The following is a 22,189-nucleotide window of genomic DNA, read 5'->3' on the forward strand; positions in this document are numbered from 1 at the left end:
TCAATATCTTCCACGGATGAAGTTTTTACGAGAAGGTGAAAATGGTTGTCCATTATACAATAACCGATAATGTTTACAAAATACAATGAGTTGAACTGCTTTATAACAGAAAGAAGCTTTTTTTTTTCAACATCACGCAATAAAAACTCTCCGCCAACTGTCCGGGAAGTATTATTTATCTGTCCCTATTTTTCACCAACCTGTTAGGTTGGTGCTACAGGGCATTATACCCCATTAATAATACAAGATGCTGAAATAGACTGGTATCACCATTTTTTTTACATCACAAATATTTTACCATTCGAAATATTTTTGATGTAAAAAACTTGACAAGCGATAAACACTAAATTAAAATTATAATAATTTAGGTTACCGATTTTTTTAGGTAACCTCAAAAATTTTAAGGAGGTCAAGATGAAGAAACACAGTATTTTTATTATGCTTGCTTGTGTCCTTACTGCAAGCATAGGGTTTGCTCAAAGTTCTCTTATGGAGCAGGCAAGAGAATATTTTGAGCCGGTTCCAATGGGTGCACCAGAATTAAAAGATAACCCTCTAACTTATGAAAAGATTGAGCTTGGGAAATTATTATATTTTGACCCAAGGCTCTCCAAAAGTGGATTGATAAGCTGCAATACCTGCCACAATATTGGTCTTGGTGGCGATGATGATCAGGAAGTTTCAACGGGACACGGATGGCAAAAAGGTCCGAGAAATGCACCAACGGTCTTTAACTCTGTTTTTAATGTAGCGCAGTTCTGGGACGGAAGAGCTGAGGATCTAGCCGAGCAAGCCAAAGGCCCTGTACAGGCAAGTGTTGAAATGAACAATACTCCAGAAAGAGTTGTTAAAACACTAAAAAGCATTCCTGAATACGTTGAATATTTCAAAAAAGCGTTCCCGGAGGATTCTGATCCTGTAACATTTGATAATATGGCTGATGCCATTGAAGCATTTGAAGCAACACTCTTAACACCTGGTTCACGTTTTGATAAATATCTCAAAGGTCAGGAAAACGCATTAAATAAGAAAGAAAAAGAAGGCTTACAGGCCTTTATGAATAATGGCTGCGCAGAATGCCATAAAGGTGTCAATATGGGAGGACATGATTACTATCCTTTTGGCGTGGTTGAGATGCCTGATGAGGAAATTATACAGAATGATGTGGGCAGGTTTGCGGTCACAGACACCTCCGAAGATAAGTATGTATTCAAATCTCCTTCACTCAGAAATATTGCAATTACTGAGCCTTATTTCCACTCAGGCAAGGTATGGAGTTTAAAAGAAGCTGTAAAAATAATGGGTTCAGCCCAGTTAGGTATAGAGCTTTCCGAAAATGACGTGGAAGCTATTTTAGCCTTTTTAAAAACAACAACGGGTGTGCAACCTAAGATTGAATATCCTATTATGCCACCTTCAACCGAAGATACCCCAAAGCCTGCCTTGGATTAAAAAAAGCCCCCTTATCACGGGGGCTTTTTTATATCAAATATAACTTTATCTCCACAAACTGGCGTCACCCCCATTTTATTGCAAAAGATATTGTATGACATGCATTTAGAGTTGAGAAGTCCTCCAGGATCGTGTATAGTTATTTTCGAGAAAAAAGCAACAAATACAACGACCTGGAGGAATTTTATGATAAGTGAAACCGTGGAAAATGTGAAGGGAAAAATTAGAAAAATTGTGCACGATCTCAATGAACATATTTCAAAGCCTCAGCAAAAAAAGTATTATTTACCTGATAATCATTAACAAGTTGAGATTAAGTAGGCACCTCCTTCACTTATGCACATAAAGTGCTATGCTACTGGTAAGGAACCAAACATAAAAGTTAAAGGAGGTACCCTATGGCACTATACGGAGGTTTTGACTTGCATTCAAGCAATAATTATTTAGCAATTATTGATGTGTTCCACATATTTACCAGCCTCCGGCTGGTGCTAGATGAAAATGACAAACGTATTCTCAAAAAGAAGCTGGACAACGATCCTGATTTAATTATTTCAACATTAAAGCCGTACCAAAATGAGCTTAAAGGTGTCGTTGTTGAATCTACTTTCAATTGGTAATGGCTTATAGATCTCTTGATGGACAATGATTTCAAAACACATCTGGCAAACCCTTCCGCTGTTAAAAGATAAACGTTGAACCTTGAACCATGAACGTTAAACTAACCCTTCACGATTTTATGAAATCGACATATTAACATAGTGGGCTATCATTCCCAATGTTGTAAACCTTATTACTCTTGGAACAAGACCAAACAGGATAAATTTATATATTTTCACATTAAACAAACCGGCAATCCAACACATGGGCACATATGGTACCGGAGTAAGCGCTCCTATACTCAGACTTATAAGCCCGTATCTGGCATAAATCCTTCTCCATTTATGATATTTTGCAGAAGAATTCAGTTTATGCATTCCGTATGATCTGAACATTCGCCCAAAAAAATAACTTAAGAAACTTGCTAAAACACTCCCCAATGAGGCAAAGAATACGGAATAAAGAAATTCCTTATAAATCAGGACACCGCCGATTACTGCCACATCAGGCCCTATAGGCTGAAAAAGAACATCAGTAAAAAAACTTATCAGAAATATGGCAAACAACCCGTAATCTTTTACAAAATCAAGGAGCTCGTGCTCAATTTTGTAGTAATTAAGAAATACTAAAACTGTTAAAAGAAGCATAAACGAAATTATAAGAGCAAGAAAAACTTTACTGAAGGGTTTTAATACAGGTTTTCTCACAGTATCGCCTGTGCAAGAAAAATTGTAATTATGAGAGCAAAGGGATAAACCGCAGCATAAGCAACGGAAGGTCTGCCCGAATCACATACTTCGGTGGCCATGGAAAGTGCTGGCGTTGAAGTCATACTGCCGGAAAAGACGCCAAGGATATCCAGTACATTGTATTTTAACATTTTAAACATGACAAAAGTAAAAGCACTATACGTAATCAATAATATTCCCAATGCAATATAAATTGATGTAAAGCCCAGCGTATTAATCGATTGCAGAAGATAAGCACCGGCATTTGTACCTATAGTAGCCATAAAAATCAGCTGTCCCAATGTTTTCATCAGACTTGTAGAATGAGGTGAAAGCTGCCAGACAAGTTTTCCTGTACGCCCTATTCTGCCCAGAACCAAAGCCGTAAGCAAAATACCTCCGACAAAACTTAACTTAAAATATCCGAATCCCGGAATATTCAACGGAATAAAACCGATACTCATACCAATTAAAATCCCCATGGAAATAGGCAGAAAATCACCTGCCGGAAAATTAAGAAGGTTATTGCCGATAAAATTTGTTACCCTTTTCTCAAACTTTTCAGGAACAGTAATGTACAACTTATCTCCCAACATAAGCGTGAGATTAGGTGTCGGGTTAATGTCAATACCGGCTCTCCTTACCTTTGAGATGCTTGCTCCTACAGCAGTGAGCTCTTTAAGTTCGGATATTTTTTTGCCGACAACTTTTTTTGTTGTAACAAGCAGTCTAAGAACCTTAAGGTTGTCATGAAACGTGACGCTGTCACTCACTTCTTCTCCGAGAATTACTTTAACCTTGTCCATTTGGTCTTTTGTACCGGTAACCCTCACAATATCTCCGAAATGCATTGTGTGATCCATTTCCGTATCTTCAATCGGATATTCTGATTCGATTCTTTCGATAATTGTGTTGGTCATCTCCTGAACTTCGGATTTGGTTATATGCTGGTTTTTGAAATTCTCATTGGTTATTCTGAAGTTTTTTGTCGCAATAGACGGATAACGCTGTCTGACACTTTCTTCATATCTCCTTCTCTCCTCGCTCATGTCCACCTTCAGAAGGCCGGGAATAATCTTAGGATAAAGTATTGTCAGGACAATACAAAAAGGATATACAAGACCGAAAACAACGGATATTGAAGGAGAACTGCTTGCCTCCAGACTGGCAGCAAGTGCCGGAGCATTTGTCATAACCCCGGTAAAAAGGCCGGCCTGAACATCCTTTGTAAACCCCAGCATTTTAGAAACAATCATAATTTCCAGGAAAATTGTTCCGACAAGACATGCAGCTATAATGTTAAGTTTTAATCCCTTGTTTCTAATAGTTTCGAAAAAGCCGGGGCCGGACTGCAAACCGATGGAATAAATAAAAATAGCAAGGCCAAAATATTTAAATTCTTCCGGAAGGCGAACTCCGAAATGGCCTGCAACAAGCGCCACAATAAGTATTGCTGAAATATCAAGAGAAAAACCTTTGATTTTTATGCTGCCAACAATGTAGCCCAGTGTAATAATCAAAAACAGTTGAAATATTATCTCTAAATGCATAAAAATGTTTAATTAAAAGCTTTAAAAAACATTCCGGTCAGCTCATCAACATGGCCCATTAACTCCCAGTGCTGTCCTGAAAACACCCATGTGGAAACTACCTCATCCAATGTTCCGAAATACATCTCCCGGGCAAGATATATATGTAAATCTTTTTTGAACACACCCTTTTCTATTCCGTCGTTAATCACATTTTCAATTACATTAAAATAATTTTTAAGATGTTTTCTGACCTTCATGCGCATATCTTTGCTGGGCTGCCTCAGTTCGATCTGTAAAACGTTGGCAAGATCAGGGTTTTCACTCATTACTTTAAGATGATATCTGATAAGTATACGGAGTTTTTCAACGGTATCGTCAATGCCCTCAATTTCCTGTTGGGCTTTATTGACATAATCTTCCAATTTTATCCTGAAAATTGTAACTAAAATGTCTTCCTTGTTACTGAAATAGTTATAAATAGTCCCATCTGCAACATCAGCTTCATTTGAAATATCCTTGATTTTGGCGTTGTGATATCCCTTCTGCCCTATGACTTTTACGGCGGCCTTTAAAATAACATCAAACTTAGGTGTTTTATCTTCCATTTTTCTTTCCCAGTTCTTTTGACCTAAGGGTGGCATTTTCCACAGCATTGATCAGAGTAGTTCTTAATGCACCCTGCTCAAGGGTATGTATGCCCGCTATTGCAGTTCCGCCTGGAGATGTAACCATATCCTTTAGTCTTCCGGGATGCATTCCCGTCTCTATCTGAAGTTTTGCGGCACCCATTACAGTCTGGGCTGCCAGCTTCATTGAAACATTTCTTGAAAGCCCCATTTTAACACCGGCATCACTGAGAGCCTCTATCATCATAAAAATATAAGCAGGGCCGCTTCCGGACAAACCTGTAACAGCATCCATCTGAGTTTCATCAACAACCACCACTACGCCAACTGCGCTGAATATTTCCCGTGCAAGCTTCAAATCATCTTCTGAAACATTCTCACCGGGGCATATTGCAGTGGCACCTTCCATAATTAAAGCCGGGGTGTTCGGCATTGCTCTGATTATTTTCAGATCATTGCTGGTAAGGCTGTCAATGTACTCTGTTGAAATACCGGCAGCTATTGAGATTACCAGCTTACTTGAGTCAAGTTTCTCATCAATTTCGGATAATATTCTGCTCATTATCTGCGGCTTTACAGCCAGTACAATTATATCGCTATCTTCTACAACTTTTTTGTTATCTTTAAATACCGTATTAATACCGTATTCAGATTTTAAACTTTCAAGCTTCTCTGGATCGATATCACTTGCAAAAACGGACTTTTCCTCCACAAGGCCGGCTTTTAATATACCTTTGATTAAAACCGAAGCCATATTCCCGGAACCTATGAAACCTATTTTTTTACCGCTGAACATTTGACTTCTCCTTTATCCAATTACTGATAGCTTCAAAGACAAATTGCTGCTTTGAGTTTTTATTGAGGGTAAGTACATGCATATCTTCTTTGCCCTCAACCAGAATTTTTTTCTTATCTTTTGCCTTGATTTTTTCAAAATATCTTAAAACGCCTTTGTAGTCAACAACTTCATCTTCTATAGCCTGCACCAGGAGAACGGGCGAGTCATAGTCGTGTAATTTCTTTTTCACATATTTCTGTGTCAAATAAAGCTGATACATGCCTTTTAAAGGCCAGACATCGTAAAAGTAACCTGCATAATTTGCATCAAAATCTGATTTTTTGGAAATACTATTAAATAATTGCATTAAAGGGATAAACTGAAACCTCCAGTCCTTGATTTTAAAAGCAGGATTCAACATTATTATCCCTGAAACTTCGTTATAGTAACCCACAGCAGAAGCCAGAAGACCACCTAGGGACTGCCCCGCCACATAAACCTGATTGCAACTGTTTTTCAATGCGAAATAACCGAATTTCAGAGATTCATACCAGTCTGCATAACTGAATTCGTTAAGATTTTCAGGAGTGGTACCGCTTCCGGGCAGCCGAACAGAATAAGTAGTGTATCCTAAACTGTTCAGATATGCTGAAAGTTCGTGCATTTCATAAGGGGAGCCTGTAAAACCGTGTATCAAAAGGATTCCGACAGAATTATCGGTTCCTTCAGTATAAAGAGGAAGATTCTCATCCAACCTCACACCTTCGGCATAACTTCTTTTAAGATCAAGCTGGTACAATTCCTCGGAACTCACGTTATCCAAAGCAACAAAAGGTTTTAGTTTTTTATCCATATCAGTAACCAAACCAACAGCCAGAAATATTAAAAGTAAACCGATAATCCAGGGGAGTATAAACCACCTGAAAATCGTCTTTTTTTTGTTCGTATAAATATTCAATTTTCTTCACATACCTGCCTGAATTTTTCAATATTCACACAAGTAATATCACTTTGCATTATAAACTCAAGGAAACAGGATAGTTTATCAAAAACTTTTTTGTCTATAACATGCTCAATTTTACAGGCATTTTCTTCGGCCAGCTCTGAATCCACCTGCAGTACATGCTCAAAAAATTCTTTTATGGTTTCATGCCTTTTGTATACTTCACGGGCATATTTCATCCCTTTATCCGTCAGCGTTACCTCACTGTATTTGTTATAATTTATATATCCCCCTTCGGAAAGCAGCTGCAATGCATTGGTGACAGATGATTTTTTCACACTAAGTTTTTCGGAAATATCTTTAGATCTGGCGGATTTTCCTTCATTTTGTAAAATGAAAATAGTCTCCAGATAATCTTCCATGCTTGTTGAGAGTTTTCTGTTTTGCATAATATCTCCTGAAATATTGTTAGCATACTCTAACTCATTTTAATTTCAAAAACAATGAAATTTCACTTAAAAACCGTAATGCGGGATGTGTGTGAGACAAGTTCAAAGTTCAATGTTCAACATTCAATGTTGAATTCCCTCCCTGCCTCACTATCTCTCTACTTCACTACCTCTCCATGTCACTATCCCCTTATTTCACCAATAAGTTGAGATAGCTCTTTAAAAAAGTGAAGGTGCCAAAACCCCTCTTATAAGTTCACAACTGTAACCGCTGACCCACCTTCTTTAGGGGAGGCTTCCTTATAAGAGTTAATACGAACATCATCTTTCAAATAGTCACGAAGTCCCCTTTTAAGGGCTCCCGAACCCCTGCCATGTATTATAAAAATCTCTGAAATATTCGCCAGAATAGCTTCATCTATGAATTTATCAACCCTGTCCCATGCTTCATCAACCGTTTTTCCCACCACTACTATTTCCCTTTTAACCGCTGTATTTGGCGGAGTACTTACCTTCACCTTTTCTGAACTTTTTACGCTTTCTTTAGCGTTTTTATTTATTTTCCTGCCAATAATGTCATTTTTATTCATTTTCACTTTAATCCCGCCCATATCAACATACACTCTGTCCTTGTCAACATCGAGTATTTCCGCTTCTTTATTATACTTTTCCAAGAAGACAGTATCGCCCTTACTGATATTTTCAACAGGCTTATCGTGTTTTTTTACATTATTTAACTTTTCCTCTGTAGCTTTTATATCTTCATCCAGCTGCTTTTCCGGGTAAACCGGCTTTTTGCTTCTCACTTTTCTTTTTAATTTTTGAAGCAGCGAATAGGATTCTTCGAGAATTTCTGATTCTTTCATTCTAAGTTTTCTGTTTATCTCTTTCTCCCTTCTTTCAACGTCTTCTTTTTGTTCAAGAACATTTTGTTCATGTTGTCTCAGCTCAAAAATCCGGCGCTCAAGTGCAGCTTTTTGTTCATTCAGTTCATCCAGTTTAAATTCAGCCTGACTGGAATTTCTGGCAATAATATTTTCAGCATTTTTTATAACAGTTTCATTAAAACCAAGCTTTCCGGCTATAACAAGAGGATTTGATTTTCCTACCACCCCTGAAAGCAGCCGGTACTTTGGCAGAAAATTTTCATAATCGAAATCCACCGAATAGATAATTGCTTCTTTATGTTTCAATGCATATTTTTTAACTTCTGAAAAATGGGTTGTAACCACAACTTTTGCATCTTTTTCAAGCAGGTATTCTATTATCGATACCGCAAGAGCAGCACCTTCTTTGGGTTCGGTACCTGTACCCAGTTCATCCAAAAGAACCAGGCTGTTTTTATCTGCTTCATCCAGAATATTCTTTATATTCAACATATGAGAAGAAAACGTGCTCAAGTCCAGAATAAGTGACTGTTTGTCACCTATATCTGCAAACACAGAGTAAAAATCGGTCATTTTAAGAGCCTTACCAAACACTGGTAGTCCGCATTTAGCTATAATACAGTTTAAACCGGCTGATTTCAGTGCAGCGGTTTTACCGCCTGTGTTAGGTCCGGTTATAACGGCCAGATCATTATCCCTTCTCAACACAAAGTCTATTGGTACAGACTCAGCTCCTTTTAACAGATAAATAAGGGGGTGATGCACACTATCAAAAATAACATCCTCACCAAATTCAGGGAATGTATACATTTTGTTTTTGTAAAATTTTGCTATTTCAAAATAATATGCAAAATCGGTGTAGGCATTTACAGTCGTCGTGACTTCATATATGTGAGACTTAATGGCATCAAGCAGCATCCTGAGTATTTTATAAACCTCATCACTTTCCCTGCTTTTAAGATTCTCGAAATCGTTATTAAGATCAATAACAGCAGTTGGCTCAACATAAAGGGTTTGACCGGTATTGGAGGATGAATAAACCACCCCGGAAAAATACTGCCTGAAATTTGATTTGACAGGGATAACAAATCTACCTTTTATTTCCTTTATCACTTGTTCCTGTACAAATTTATCGGAATTTCTGCCAAACATTAATTTATTCAGGCTGTCTATCAGACGCTGTCTTGTAGTTTTCAAGGATGACCTTATCTTCTTGAGCTCTGGAGTGGCACTGTCTTTGACCTTGCAGTCATGCGTTACTTTTTTATCGATTGTTTCAATCAGATCGGAGAGAGAAAACATGTTTTTTAAGATATCTCTCAGACTAACAACATTATCACTTTCAATAAGAGTTTTTTTAAGCTCGGAAACGTCCTTATGAAAATCCCGGAATTTTCCTATATCCTCCACCATAAACGATGCATAAGGGTCTTTCAGCCTGTAGTAAAATTCATGATATCCGGAATCATCCGGGAGGGTTATTTTTAAAATCTCACGAATGGTTAATGTTTCTCCAAGCAGTTTTTGCTTTTCTTCGATCTTTCTTAGATTATTTTCAGGATGTAAAGATGAAAGTTTCTCTTTGGCAAATAAAGAGGTGAATTCGCTATCCGCTATCTCTTTAAACTTTTCAAACTCAAGGCTATCGGAATATTTCATAAATCTTTAGCTATTCTCTATTGAAAGGGTTTTCTTTACGGACTTCAGGTAATTTATTAAGCATATCAAAGACATAGGGTGTAATTTTTATAAGTCTTTTTGATATTGCTGAATTTCTGACATTCTTGCTGAATGCCGAATTATCCGGAGTTAATGTCAGTAAAAAAGAAAGAGCGAGTCCCGTAATAACAGCTGATTTAAAAGCCCCAAACGCAAATCCACCGCTTTTGTCAGCCCATCCTAGCTGTATGGCTTTAAAAAATCGTGCAAGCAGTTTACCTGAAAGAAAAATGACAATATAGATTAATAGGAAAGCCGTTACAAAACCCAATCCCATTGATACTTCTTCCGATATCCCCAGATAGATATAAATTTTGGATAACGGGATATAAAACTGGAAAGAGAGTATATAACCGAGAATAAGTCCAAGCAGTCCAAAAACTTCATTAATCAAGCCTTTAAACAATCCTTTCACTGCAAAAAATCCTATGACAATGAGAATTACAATATCAGTTATTGGCATCAAAAGCCTCTTTCACTATTCTGTTAACCACCTTTCCATCCGCCTTGTTTCCTACTTCTGCCATAACCGCTTTCATTACCTGACCGAAATATTTTTTATCCGGGGAGTCAAGCTTTGAAATTTCATTTTTAACAATGCTGCGGATTTCATCTTCTGAAAGCTGCTCCGGCATATATTTTTCAAGTACTTTGATCTCCTCCAGCTCTTTGGAAGCCAAATCTTCCCTGCCCGCCTCTTTGTACTGACTTGCGGAATCCTTTCTTTTCTTAACGGCGGTTGAGACCAATTTAACAATTTCATCATCGTTAAGATCGCCGGATTTCTCTATTTCAGCATTTCTGATTTCTGATCTAAGCATTCTCACAGCCCCGAGAGCAATTTGATTTTTATCCTTCATAAACTGTTTCATATCTTCAAGTATCTGTTCTTTTAAAGCCATAGGTTGTTCCTCCTTCTCTTTTTGCCATCACACGTGCCATCATGAACAGCACATCGGACAATCTATTTATAAAAATTAATATCTCTTTGTCAATCTTTTCATGGGCTGATAGTGATATCACCCTTCTTTCAAATCTCCTGCAGATACTTCTGCAAATATCCGCCTTTGATGATGGAGGTGTTTCCGACGGTATAATAAAACCATCCAATCTGCCGTATTCCTTTTCCAGCTCTGATAGAAAAAAATCAAGTGAATACTGTTTGTCCTCTTCGAAATTATCAACACATTCATTCTTTTTTGTTTCAGCAGAAGAAGCCAAAACTGCATTCAATTTGTATAACTTAATCTGAACCCACTCTATAAAATCAGCAAAATATTTTGCATCATGTTTCAGCCATCCCAAAAATGATATCAACTCATCACCTGTGCCGTATGTTTCAACCTTGAGATCAGCTTTGGAAATTTTTTCCCCAGTGAACAGATTTGTGCTCCCGTAATCACCTTTTCCTGTAGCTATGCTCATTTTCACTCCTTATTTACAACATAATATAATTCAAGTTTCGCACTTAGTTCCGTATAATATTTGCCTGGGGCGAATATATATGCCCTTTGCCCGTCATTGCGAGGAGTGCTAACGACGAAGCAATCTCCTTTACGGCATTTGAGATTACTTCGGGACTCCGTCCCTCGTAATGACGTCGTTTGTCCGTCATTGGGCGAGCAAAGACGTGTAAAAAGTGCAAGTGCGAAACTTGATTCATTTACTTAACACCTCTGCAATTTCCAAAAGTTTTTTATCCATTTTACGTTTGTTGTTAAGAACCTCTCCCAGAAGAACAAGTTCTATTTTTCTCTCCTGCAAAGCGGTCATCACCCCACTTTCGCCCTTAAGCAGCGAATCCACTGCAGAAGCACCCATTCTGGTTGCAAGAATCCTGTCAAAATGTGTGGGGCTGCCACCCCTCTGGATATGACCCAATACGGTAATTCTCGTTTCAAAACCGCCTATCATATCGAATGTTTTTCCGAAATCGCCGGCAGAACCCACTCCTTCTGCCAAAATTATAACACTTCGGGTTTTTCCCTCTTCGTATCTCTCTTTTATTTTCTTGATTATATTTTCAATTTTAAAAGGTACTTCCGGGATAAGAGCTGCTTCCGCACCTCCGCTTATTGCAGACATAAGGGCGAGATAGCCGCAGTTTCGGCCCATAACTTCTATTATAAATGTTCTGTCATGTGAACTTGCCGTATCGTTAATAGTATCTATGCACCACAAAATGGTGTTTAAAGCAGTATCCACTCCGATAGACATATCTGTTCCGTATATGTCGTTATCTATTGAACCGGGAATACCTATCACCGGAAAATGATATTTATCATGTATGACCTTGGCACCAGCCAGAGAACCATCTCCCCCTATAACAATAAGTCCTTCTATACCCTGATTTTTAAGATTCTCCATTGCTTTCAGCTGTCCTTCTTCTTCTTTGAATTCAGGAGCCCGGGCACTTCTCAGAAAAGTCCCCCCTCTCTGTATCATATTGGCTACACTTTTGCTTTCGAGTTTAATAAACTGATTCTCCATCAATCCACTGTAACCCTGCTCTATACCGTATACTTCCATCTCATAGTTCAAAGCAGTTCTTACGACACTTCTAATAGCGGCATTCATTCCCGGGCAATCACCACCGCTTGTCATTACTGCAATTCTTTTCACTTTAATCCTCCACTGAAGAATTAGCTTTATAGTAAGGAATTGGATCTTTTATTCCGGCTTTCTCAAAACCTCTTAGGCGCAAAAGGCAGCTGTCACATACTCCACATGCTTTGATTTCGTTTTTATAACACGACCAGGTAAGGTGAAAAGGGACATTCAGCTCGCTGCCGAATTTAACTATCTCACTTTTAGTCATATCAATTATAGGTGTCTCTATGGAGAGTTCAGTCTCAGGCTTCAACCCCACTTTTAGCACTTCATTAAAAGCATCATAAAACTCTTTCCTGCAGTCCGGATAGCCGCTGCTGTCCTCAGCAACTGCCCCGATAAATATTTTTTGTGCGCCGATAACTTCAGCCCAGCTGACACCAATGGATAATATGTTCCCGTTTCTGAAAGGCACATATGTTCGCGGGATGTCTTTCCTTTCGACATTACCTGCTTCTATATTTTCTTTATCATCCACAAGAGAAGAGCCTCCGATCTTTTTTAAATAACCTATATCCACGGTAAGTTTATCCCTGCCGTTGAAGTGTTTGTAAAGGTCATTGAAAGACTTAAGCTCTCTCTTTTCCGTTTTTTGGCCATAATTAACATGCAGGAAATATAATTCATAATCCAGGGAAGCTATTCCTGCTGTCACACAGCTGTCCAACCCTCCGCTCATTAAAACCACAGCTTTTTTCATAAAAACTCCGTAAAATTGATAAATGTCAATTTTTTTTGATTCTCTTATCATTATAACCACTTTGGATTTATTCAACAAGGAGTTAATGGTGAGCATAAGAAAAATTATTCAGACAATATTTTTTATCTACACCATCTTTGCAGGCATATGGTTCTATGTCTATATCAATGAGCTTAAAAACGAAAATTATAGTATTTTAAAACCCTCCTCAGTTGAAGGTTTTCTGCCAATCAGCGCCCTTTTGGGTTTAAAAAGGTTCCTTCTTACCGGTACATACGACCCTGTTCATCCGGCAGGCCTAACCATCCTGATTGCTGCAGTTGTAATGAGCATATTTGTTAAAAAAAGTTTCTGCAGTCATATATGTCCTGTGGGTTTTCTTTCGGAACTTATTTCAAATGCCGGTTTCAGATTCACAATTAACAGATGGATATCAGGTTTTCTTGGAAGCGTGAAATATATACTGCTCCTGTTTTTTCTGTATGTCATTTTTTATCAGATGAGCCTGCAGCAGATAATCTTTTTTCAAAACAGCTCTTACAATAAAATAGCAGATGCAAAAATGCTTTATTTTTTCCTGGACATCTCAACAACGGGATTTATAGTTATTATAAGTTTGATTTTACTGACTTATCTTTTTAAAAATTTTTGGTGCAGGTTTCTCTGCCCTTACGGTGCTCTGCTGGGTATTTTATCCTGGCTGTCACCTTTTAAAATAAAAAGGGAAAAAGCCAACTGTATCGATTGCAAAAAATGCCGGGAATCCTGCCCTTCTGATATAAAGGTATACAACAAAGAAAGTATCTTTGCCGTAAACTGTATAGGCTGCAGAGAATGCGCACAGAATGAAACGGCTGTAAAGCAGCATTGTCTCAGAATGATTAACAAAGACAGGTATTTTGGAAAATATGAAAACTTATTATCAATAGCAGCGACCTTGATATTCTTGCTTATATTTATTGCTGCATACTTTACAGGGCACTGGAATTCTCCTGTTTCTAATGAAGAATATGCTCGCTTTCTGGATTCAATCAGAAGCCTCTCACACCCTTGATTACAGCAGTTTATTCTTTCTCAATAACCAATTTGTTCCTGCCTTCCCTTTTCGCCTGATACATTAATGAATCTGCATTTGCCAGCAGCGTATTCATTTCGTCATTTCTGATTTTAACTGCACCGATGGATATTGTATAATTAATGTTTTTAGCCCCGTTTAAGTTCAGCTTTTGATTTTCAATTTTCTGTCTTAGCCCTTCCAAAAGCCTCACAGCATCTTTATAGTCAACATTGATTAATATAATCCCAAATTCTTCTCCTCCCAAACGGCCAACAAGGTCACTCGACCTGAAACTGGCTTCAAGCATACGGGCAAAATGTTTTAGTACTTCATCACCAATACCATGCCCGTATTCATCATTTATAATTTTAAAGTGGTCTATATCCAGCATTGCAAAGTAAGCCGGTATATCCCTCTGCCTTATAATGTTTGAAATGAGTTTACTTCCAATTTCCTGGAAATATCTTCTGTTATAAAGACCTGTAAGATAATCTTTCTCAGACATATCTTTTGCCTTTTCATACATTTCATGTAAAAGGGCATTTTTTGATTCCAGTTCCCTGGATTGAAGCATAAGATTTGCATGGGCTTCAGCCAGTTTGTTCTGTGATTCTTTCTCATTACTTATGTCTATGGCAAAAGAATATTTAGCAATTTTATCCCCGGGCCAGTATATAGCACGCTCTTCAAGTCTGTACCACCTTTCGTCAACATCATTGAACTCTTCATGAACAACAGTTTTCCCGCTTTCTGCTGCTTCTTTACTATACAGTTCACCAATTTTGCAAAAAATACATGGCTTATCATACCCATACAGAACCTCATAACATTTACCGTTAACATTAGTCCCGATTTTTTCTTTCAATTTCGTATTCATATACAAAATTTCATATGATTCCATATCCACCACATAAGCGTAAAACGGAATCAGATCAAAAAGTTTCTTAAAAACACCGTTTTCCACAGAACTCATAGACATCTCCGAACTTTTTTAATAAATATAGTATTCAAGTTTCACACTTACCCTTTCAGCACGTCTTTGTTCACCCTGTTAAATATCAGCTTTGCTGATTGCCAGTGGCATTTAACAGGGCAGGGAGTGAAAACGACGAAGCAATCTCACTTTTCTTTTTAGAGATTGCCACCCGCCCACTTAAGGTGTTAAGTGGGCGGCCTCAATTACAAAGCCAAGTGCAAAACTTAAATATAGTATTTAATATTTTCGCATTAATAATTCAGCTAATCTCCAATGTTGCCCAAAATTTTTTCAATCATGGCATTTATACGTTCTTTATTAAAGGGCTTTAAAATATAGCCGACAGCCCCCGCCTCGATAGCACTAACAATCATCTGCTCCTGACCGTGTGAAGTAACAACCATCACAAGTGCCTTCGGGTTTTTATCCAAAATTTTCTTTGTGGCTTCAATACCGTCCATATCCGGCATTGTAATATCCATACTGACCAAATCAATTTTGTTCGAATCATATTTTTCGATTGACTCTTCACCTGTTTTTGCAGTGTCAACCACTTTATGCCCCAGTGATTCGTAAATTTGTATCAGCTTTTTATTAATAATCGAAGAATCATCAACGACCAGAATTTTTAATTTCTTCATAACTAACTCCTGTCATCGGTCTGATTAACAAATAAATGTGAAGTTTGCCTCGGGATGTTACGATTTTTGAGCTGTAAAATTCAGTATCCTCTTTATTTATTAAATTTCTGCTGCCTCTGTGGACAACAGGAGGTGAAAGTTTAATAGGAGATTTTACACTTTTAAAATCTCTCAGAGAATTACCTATAGTCATATTCATTATCTCCCCTGCACTTTCCTCTTTATACAATTCAAGCTCGGTGGCATCAACATCAATTCCGTTAACAAATTTTTTAAAGATAAACTCGATAAGTGTTTTTTCATAGCTGAACGCAAATACGGACGGAACATATCCCCTTAATACGATAAAGGAATTAAGGTAATCCGGATTTATTTTCACTACATCTTTCATATAAGTTGTGGTTTTGAAAACCTCCAAACCGAATTCCCCTTCCAGCAGCCTAACACAATTTTCTGTAACCAGATCAATAATTTTCATAAACCCCACATTAACCATGTTTACTCCTTCATGGGTACTTTTATAAAAACTTTTGTGCCCACATCCTTTTTACTGTCAATGGCAACAGAGCCTTTCAGTTTCACCACTTCCGTTTTCACCGCACCAAGTCCGGCTCCTCTTCCGGTATAGCTGTCAACCATTTCACTTGAGGTTATACCGTTCTCAAATAGTATATCATATTCATTGGCACGTAATCTTCTGCCGATTTTTCTGCCCAGATAATTCAAATCCACACCTTTACCATCGTCCGCCACTTCTATCACAAGAAAGCTTTCTATCTTTGCTGCCTTGCAGTGAATCTTACCAGTCTCACTTTTACCTTTCGAAACACGTATTTCTGGTTTTTCTATACCGTGGACTACTGCATTTACAATAATATGATAAAAAACATTAAAAAAATCCCTGAAATCTTCGGGATAAATTTTCAAATCAGGATCACAGGCAATATTATAGTCTACCATTTTTTCTTCCTTTTTAGCCACCATATCCACAACTTTTCTGAATCCTTCAAGATACCCGGATAAAGATACTTTTAAAAGCTCGGAAAGTTCTCTGTATAAATCAGTGTCCACCCGCTTTGCTTTCTGTTGAATTAATTTAAGTTTTTCCATATCAACTTTAATCATTGCATTATCAAGCACGTTTTCCCCGAGATTTTCCCTGAGAATATCCGTGTCTTTTTTCAGTGCGTTGCACAATCTCGAGGTGTTGATATTGAGTTTATTCTGCTGTTTGCGAAAGAAATTCTGTACATATGTTTCTTCATCATGAATAAAATCAGGAATGTTAATAAAACCTTTCTGCAAAAAATTTCCTTTAAACGTATGAAGCTTTCTGTAGACAACTTCAACACTGTATGAGTCAATATTTTTGCAAAAATTTAGGAAATCATGAATAAGCTCCCTGACTCCATACTCATCCTTTACATATTCAACAACGAGATTAAGTTTCCTTCTTTCATCTTCCACTTCACGGCTTAGATTTTTCTGCTCAGTAATATCTCTCATTATTAACACTATAGTATTGTTTTTACCCAATCTGAATCTCAATGCATAGTGTTTGCCGTTAATCTCAGTTTCTGCCGGAAGCAGATCTATCATAATCTCCTTCAAGAATTTCTTTTCCTGATTAAAAATACTATTGACAACCCTTTGGAAGAATTGTCTCTTTTCCCTGTCCTCAGGAAATAACAGCTTATGAATGTCTTTATCACTTATATCCTCACCAAATATATCAAAACATTCTTTAGAAAATTCACTGTCAATCCTCATGTCAGGGTTGAACCTGAGAAAACCTTCGCCGGCACTGTTTAATAAAAAGGAAATTTTCTCTTTACTTATTATAAGATCCCGGGATTTTTGCCGCATTCGGTCTTCCAAATCCTTGATATATGATTTTAACTTTATCTCCGTTGACATCCTGTTAAATATTCTCTTGAGAGTTCCTATTTCATCATTTTCATCAATCACAAATTTTGTATCGTAGTTTCCCTCTCCTATCCTGAGAGCTCCTTTCGTCAGATCCCTGACCGGTTTTATAATACTTCTGTCTATATACAGAGCAAAGAACGAAAAAATTAAAATTGTTCCTATGACAATAAAGCTAATGGGAATTATTAAATCATTTAAAGCAAATATTCCGTTTAAATCTATTATGGATAAGAGAAACCAGCCGGTATCAGGCATAAAAGACAGTGCAATGGTTTTGGATTCGGCACCGATTCTTACAGATTTGGTAAGACTACTATCCGGATTTGATGAAGTTTCGGCCATAATATTTTTTAATGCAAGCTGGGCATTTGAGGAAAGGGATGAAAAAATATTCTTATTCATCGGAATATTTGTTTTATTATCGACTGCTCCTGCAAAAATGCTCCCTTCTCTATTTAATATAAAAGTAGAAACCCCTTTTTTCGATGTATCAATAATCTCTGTCAGATAATCAGCGGCCTGTATTTTTGTGCCCACCACCCCTTCAGGTTTTCCATTATATAAAACAGCTGCACTTATCCACAGATCAGCTTTTTCATCACCAGATTCATTATTAACTCTAATGTCGTAACTTTTATTACCCTTAAACAAATCAAAGTATTTTTCATATTCCCGGCTTCCCGGACTAATGGACTTTGTATAGCCAACAGAAGTGCCGGTTGTCTGCTTATTAATTAAATAATAGTGCCCCGAGTCACGGGATATTATATAAACACTGCCGGATTTGAAAAATCCTCTGTATCTTTTCAGCTCCTTTACTGCAGAAATTTTAAGAGATGCATTATATTCGTATTTAAGCCAGTCAATTATATTTTCAGAAGATGCAAGTGATTTTACCAGAATCAATTCACTGCCGATAAATTTACTGATTTTTTCTTTTTGCAGAGAAATATGTTGTTTGATATAATCTGAGCTGAATTTATTAGCAATTGTACCCCGGGTTTCTTTCAACAGAAAATATCCCAGGAGACACAAAAGAGAAATAGCCAGAATAAAAAAAATGAGAAATCTTTTTCTTATACCCTTCAACATGTTTCAGAATACCAGCAAAAGTTAAATTGGTCAAATTGAAAGAATTGGCACCCTCCCATTTTTTAGAGCTATGACAATACGCAGATATTGTTAGTACATAGATAGAGATCCCTCGGCTTCGCTCGAGGTGACAATTACATGCATACTGTCTATCAGCGATAGCTAAATAGGGTGTTACACATATTTACCAGTCTAAAAGACTGGCGCTAGCCGCAGGCATCCTTTCGAACAAAGTGAGAAATCTCTGCCATATGAAACGACATAACGAATAAATATACAACTGTGCTTAATATTGGGATATCTTCATGCGTGAAAATCCCGATATTTAGATAAAGTATTGTCAAATAGCACAAGTACAAAAATTTTGGGAGGTTGCTAATGAAAGAATAGTTGAATTATTATATTTATTAGATTATTTTGCACCTTTTAAGGAGGTATCGATGGATTACACATTGTTAAACGAAAACGAAATTGAAAGTTTTCCGGTAAATTTTAACAAAAAACTGCAGAATGCAAAAAATGCTCTAGAAAATCTTAAAAATACTGATGATTTATCATACAAAAATTTCATAAGACCATTTGCAGATATAGTCCATGATTTGCATAAAGAATTTACAAAGTTATCCCACCTGAATTCAGTCAACAATACAAATAAGACTCAGGAAGCTTATAAAAAGACATTGCCGATGGTGACTGAGTTTTTTACCGACGTCTCCCTCGATAGCAAAATTTATCAAATATATGAAAAAATAAATTCAGAAAATAATCTTAGCAAAGTTCAGAAAGTCGTTCTTGAAAAGGGGATTAAAGATTTCAGGCTCGCAGGTGTTCATCTACCGGAAAAAGAAAAAAAGCGTGTCAGGCAGATAAACCTTCGTCTGAGTGAACTGGGCAACAGTTTCTTTCAAAACATACTTGATGATACAGACAAATTCAGTTTAGAAGCTGAAGAATCGGTACTCTCTGAAATGCCGGAATCAGAAAAGCAGGCTGCAAAGAAAGGCGATAAATACATATTTACTCTTCAGATGCCAAGTTTCATAGCATTTATGACATACTGCTCAGACCGTAAATTAAGAGAAAAGATGTACAGAGCATTTATGACAAGGGCTCCTAAAAATGAGGAAATCATAGAGGACATTTTAACTCTCAGATATGAATTATCGCAAATTCTCGGATTTAATAATTATGCAGAATTATCCATTTATGACAAAGCTGCAGACACTGCCGAAGAAGTTATCGGGTTTCAGGAGGACTTAGTAGCAAAATGCAGGCAAAAAGCAGAAAATGATTTTACAGAATTACAGTCGTTTGCACAGAAATATAATGTAAAAAACCTCCAGTCATACGATTTAATGTATTTTTCAGAAAAACTGAAAAAGGAGAAACTGAACTTCAGCGAGGAAGAATTAAGACCGTATTTTGAAAAGAATGCTGTAATTGAAGGACTTTTCACTTTTTTGCAAAAACTTTTCAACATTGAATTTAAACCGGAAAAAGCTGTTCTTTGGCATGAAAAAGCCCGCTGCTACAAGTTATATATTGACGGTGTTGAGCAGGGCACTCTTTTCATGGATATTGAAGCAAGAAAAGGGAAAAAAGACGGAGCGTGGATGAATGACTGGATGACAAAATATATAACAAACAGCGGTGATGTTGTTTTGCCGAAGGCTTTTGTTGTTGCCAACTTCCCCCCTTCTTCCGAAAACAGTCCCTCTCTGCTGAGGCACAGAGATGTGGAAACCCTGTTTCATGAAACAGGGCACGCTTTACACCACCTTTTGAGTAACGTAAAAGAATTTTTCGTAAGCGGAGTAAACGGCATCGAGTGGGATCTGGTGGAATTTCCTTCCCAACTGTTGGAAAATTTTGCTTTTGAACCCGAAATATTAAAAATGTTTGCCAGACATTACAAAACAGGTGAAATTATTCCTGAAAAGCTTATTGAAAAAATTGTAGATAATAAAAACTTTCACTCCGGCATGGGTTTTGTCAGACATTTGGAATTTGGCCTTTTTGATATGTACATTCACATGCGTAAAATGTCAGCGGAAGAAGTGGAAAAAACTCTGGATGAAGTCAGAGACAGAGTTGCCGTAATAAAGCCGCCTGAATATACAAAATTTCAGAATCAGTTTGCCCACATTTTTGCAGGCGGATACGCCGCAGGATACTACAGCTACAAATGGGCGGAAAGACTGAGTGCAAACGCATTTTATGATTTTGTAAATAACAATATATTTGACAATGGTTTTGCTCAAAAATTCTTAGACGAAGTTTTATCTCTGGGCGGCTCAGCTAATTTTGAAAATGTTTATGAGAAATTCTCAGGCAAAGAAATAGATAATGAATCACTTCTCAAACTGCATGGAATTATATGAAAGAAAGGTAATTGAGGTAGTTAAGGTATTTGAGGCAGGTAGAGGTAGTAGAGGTTATATAAATTTTGTAGGTTATTTGTGCTGTGCTTTTCTTTTACAAAATTTCAAGTTCGATTAAAGATTAATTCAAGTTTATCAGCCCTCTCTACCTCTACCTTAACCTAAACCTTGGTTCTCAGCACTGATTTACTCAGAAATATATCCTTCATTTTTAAGTTTTTCATAGTGCGCATTGTGAAGTACCTTTGCCTCTTCGGCATCTTTATAACCGTAGATCATACTTTTAAGGGATCCCTTAATTGCAAAGGCGCCCATGTAAATATGCACAAAAAACATAGCAAGCAGCGCCATCCCAAGAAAAGTATGTATCATTGCTGAAATGCGCAGTGTATCTGTTGTGCCGGCAAAAAAGTACATAATATAGCCGGTTACAGCCATAACAATTCCACCTATAGTGGCAAGCCAGAACCATACCTTCTGACCGGCATTAAATTTATCAGCCTTGATAATTTTTTTGGATTTGCTCAAATATCCGCCCATCACCAAAAACCATTTTATGTCGTAAATTTTAGGTATAGCATCTTTTACCCATAATACAAAAAGAATCAGGGCATCCACGGCAAATATAATGGCTACAAGACCATGAGTATATCTTAAGAATCGTATGAAAGCCCCGCCTCCGAAGAGATTTCCGTAAATCATGGCCAGCCCCGATAAAAGCATAATCACAAAAGTTACAGCAGCTATCCAGTGGATTACCCTTCCCAAAAGGCTGTACCATGGGATTTTCTCTCCACTATGTGCAAATTTGAACGCACCTATTACCAAAAAATGAAGCAGAAAAATCAGAGGGATGGCTATGATAAGCACAGTATAAATATTCTTGAAATATTTTTCCTGTAAAACAGTAAAGGTCTGCCCGTATTTCTGCCAGTCCCCTGTAAAAACTTTATTGAATTCTTTAAAATAAGCTGTACTGGATACAGCACCGTATGATTTAGTAATAGCCGGCTGCTGAGTCTCAGCAAATATAACCATTGCTCCGGCAAGAAAAAGCACAATGAATAAAGCTGTAAATATTTTTTTCAT

General features: G+C 37.2%; 21 protein-coding genes. 4 read left to right on the plus strand and 17 right to left on the minus strand.

What is annotated here, in order from left to right:
* The first annotated feature begins 414 nt into the window (after nt 1–414).
* A complete protein-coding gene (locus UMU13_RS07735; protein ID WP_328218250.1) occupies nt 415–1,452 on the plus strand; it encodes a cytochrome-c peroxidase in 1,038 nt (345 codons plus the stop codon).
* Between the two features lie 398 nt (nt 1,453–1,850).
* Nucleotides 1,851–2,072, plus strand: a complete 222-nt coding sequence (locus UMU13_RS07740) for a hypothetical protein (RefSeq protein WP_328218251.1) — start codon at nt 1,851–1,853, stop codon at nt 2,070–2,072.
* A gap of 117 nt (nt 2,073–2,189) precedes the next feature.
* Here UMU13_RS07740 and UMU13_RS07745 read toward each other — a convergent pair whose 3' ends face one another.
* The 12 genes from UMU13_RS07745 to queC all read right to left on the minus strand — a co-directional run bounded on the left by UMU13_RS07745 (nt 2,190) and on the right by queC (nt 13,024).
* On the minus strand, nt 2,190–2,759 hold the full coding sequence (locus tag UMU13_RS07745) for a YqaA family protein (RefSeq protein ID WP_328218252.1): 570 nt from the start codon (nt 2,757–2,759) through the stop codon (nt 2,190–2,192).
* Nucleotides 2,756–4,330 (minus strand): aspartate:alanine exchanger family transporter, encoded by a 1,575-nt coding sequence (locus tag UMU13_RS07750; RefSeq protein WP_328218254.1) that lies wholly within the window; start codon nt 4,328–4,330, stop codon nt 2,756–2,758. Before UMU13_RS07750 ends, UMU13_RS07745 begins: the two co-directional genes overlap by 4 nt.
* An 8-nt stretch (nt 4,331–4,338) precedes the next feature.
* A complete protein-coding gene (locus tag UMU13_RS07755; RefSeq protein WP_328218256.1) occupies nt 4,339–4,917 on the minus strand; it encodes a TetR/AcrR family transcriptional regulator in 579 nt (192 codons plus the stop codon).
* Nucleotides 4,907–5,734 (minus strand): pyrroline-5-carboxylate reductase, encoded by an 828-nt coding sequence (proC, locus tag UMU13_RS07760; protein ID WP_013886237.1) that lies wholly within the window; start codon nt 5,732–5,734, stop codon nt 4,907–4,909. The genes UMU13_RS07755 and proC overlap by 11 nt, the downstream gene beginning before the upstream one ends.
* Nucleotides 5,721–6,674, minus strand: coding sequence for an alpha/beta hydrolase (locus tag UMU13_RS07765; protein ID WP_328218259.1), 954 nt, complete (start codon nt 6,672–6,674; stop codon nt 5,721–5,723). The genes proC and UMU13_RS07765 overlap by 14 nt, the downstream gene beginning before the upstream one ends.
* Nucleotides 6,671–7,108 (minus strand): metal-dependent transcriptional regulator, encoded by a 438-nt coding sequence (locus UMU13_RS07770; protein ID WP_013886235.1) that lies wholly within the window; start codon nt 7,106–7,108, stop codon nt 6,671–6,673. The genes UMU13_RS07765 and UMU13_RS07770 overlap by 4 nt, the downstream gene beginning before the upstream one ends.
* Nucleotides 7,109–7,356: 248 nt before the next feature.
* A complete protein-coding gene (locus UMU13_RS07775) occupies nt 7,357–9,654 on the minus strand; it encodes an endonuclease MutS2 (protein WP_328218260.1) in 2,298 nt (765 codons plus the stop codon).
* 10 nt (nt 9,655–9,664) lie between these two features.
* Nucleotides 9,665–10,177 (minus strand): CvpA family protein, encoded by a 513-nt coding sequence (locus UMU13_RS07780; protein WP_328218262.1) that lies wholly within the window; start codon nt 10,175–10,177, stop codon nt 9,665–9,667.
* Nucleotides 10,164–10,616 (minus strand): GatB/YqeY domain-containing protein, encoded by a 453-nt coding sequence (locus UMU13_RS07785; protein ID WP_328218263.1) that lies wholly within the window; start codon nt 10,614–10,616, stop codon nt 10,164–10,166. Before UMU13_RS07785 ends, UMU13_RS07780 begins: the two co-directional genes overlap by 14 nt.
* Nucleotides 10,591–11,139, minus strand: coding sequence for a cob(I)yrinic acid a,c-diamide adenosyltransferase (locus tag UMU13_RS07790; protein WP_328218265.1), 549 nt, complete (start codon nt 11,137–11,139; stop codon nt 10,591–10,593). Before UMU13_RS07790 ends, UMU13_RS07785 begins: the two co-directional genes overlap by 26 nt.
* Nucleotides 11,140–11,373: 234 nt before the next feature.
* Nucleotides 11,374–12,336 (minus strand): 6-phosphofructokinase, encoded by a 963-nt coding sequence (pfkA, locus tag UMU13_RS07795; RefSeq protein ID WP_328218266.1) that lies wholly within the window; start codon nt 12,334–12,336, stop codon nt 11,374–11,376.
* 1 nt (nt 12,337) lies between these two features.
* A complete protein-coding gene (gene queC, locus UMU13_RS07800; RefSeq protein ID WP_328218267.1) occupies nt 12,338–13,024 on the minus strand; it encodes a 7-cyano-7-deazaguanine synthase QueC in 687 nt (228 codons plus the stop codon).
* Between the two features lie 22 nt (nt 13,025–13,046).
* On the opposite strand from queC, the gene UMU13_RS07805 reads away from it, so the two are divergent.
* Entirely contained in the window at nt 13,047–14,078 is a 1,032-nt protein-coding gene (locus UMU13_RS07805) for a 4Fe-4S binding protein (RefSeq protein WP_328218268.1), read from the plus strand.
* A gap of 10 nt (nt 14,079–14,088) precedes the next feature.
* Here UMU13_RS07805 and UMU13_RS07810 read toward each other — a convergent pair whose 3' ends face one another.
* The 4 genes from UMU13_RS07810 to UMU13_RS07825 all read right to left on the minus strand — a co-directional run bounded on the left by UMU13_RS07810 (nt 14,089) and on the right by UMU13_RS07825 (nt 18,719).
* Nucleotides 14,089–15,054: a GGDEF domain-containing protein gene (locus UMU13_RS07810; protein ID WP_328218269.1), complete on the minus strand. Its 966-nt coding sequence runs from the start codon at nt 15,052–15,054 to the stop codon at nt 14,089–14,091.
* Between the two features lie 266 nt (nt 15,055–15,320).
* Nucleotides 15,321–15,698, minus strand: coding sequence for a response regulator (locus UMU13_RS07815; protein WP_328218270.1), 378 nt, complete (start codon nt 15,696–15,698; stop codon nt 15,321–15,323).
* A complete protein-coding gene (locus UMU13_RS07820) occupies nt 15,670–16,176 on the minus strand; it encodes a chemotaxis protein CheX (protein ID WP_328218271.1) in 507 nt (168 codons plus the stop codon). The genes UMU13_RS07815 and UMU13_RS07820 overlap by 29 nt, the downstream gene beginning before the upstream one ends.
* A gap of 20 nt (nt 16,177–16,196) precedes the next feature.
* Nucleotides 16,197–18,719, minus strand: a complete 2,523-nt coding sequence (locus UMU13_RS07825) for a HAMP domain-containing protein (RefSeq protein ID WP_328218273.1) — start codon at nt 18,717–18,719, stop codon at nt 16,197–16,199.
* 440 nt (nt 18,720–19,159) lie between these two features.
* Here UMU13_RS07825 and UMU13_RS07830 point away from each other — a divergent pair, with 440 nt between their 5' ends.
* Nucleotides 19,160–21,100 (plus strand): M3 family metallopeptidase, encoded by a 1,941-nt coding sequence (locus tag UMU13_RS07830; protein WP_328218274.1) that lies wholly within the window; start codon nt 19,160–19,162, stop codon nt 21,098–21,100.
* A 186-nt stretch (nt 21,101–21,286) separates the two neighbouring features.
* Here UMU13_RS07830 and UMU13_RS07835 read toward each other — a convergent pair whose 3' ends face one another.
* Entirely contained in the window at nt 21,287–22,189 is a 903-nt protein-coding gene (locus tag UMU13_RS07835) for a formate dehydrogenase subunit gamma (protein WP_328218276.1), read from the minus strand.

Origin of the sequence: Flexistipes sp., from assembly GCF_036172515.1 — a bacterium.
In the GTDB taxonomy this organism is placed as follows: domain Bacteria; phylum Chrysiogenota; class Deferribacteres; order Deferribacterales; family Flexistipitaceae; genus Flexistipes.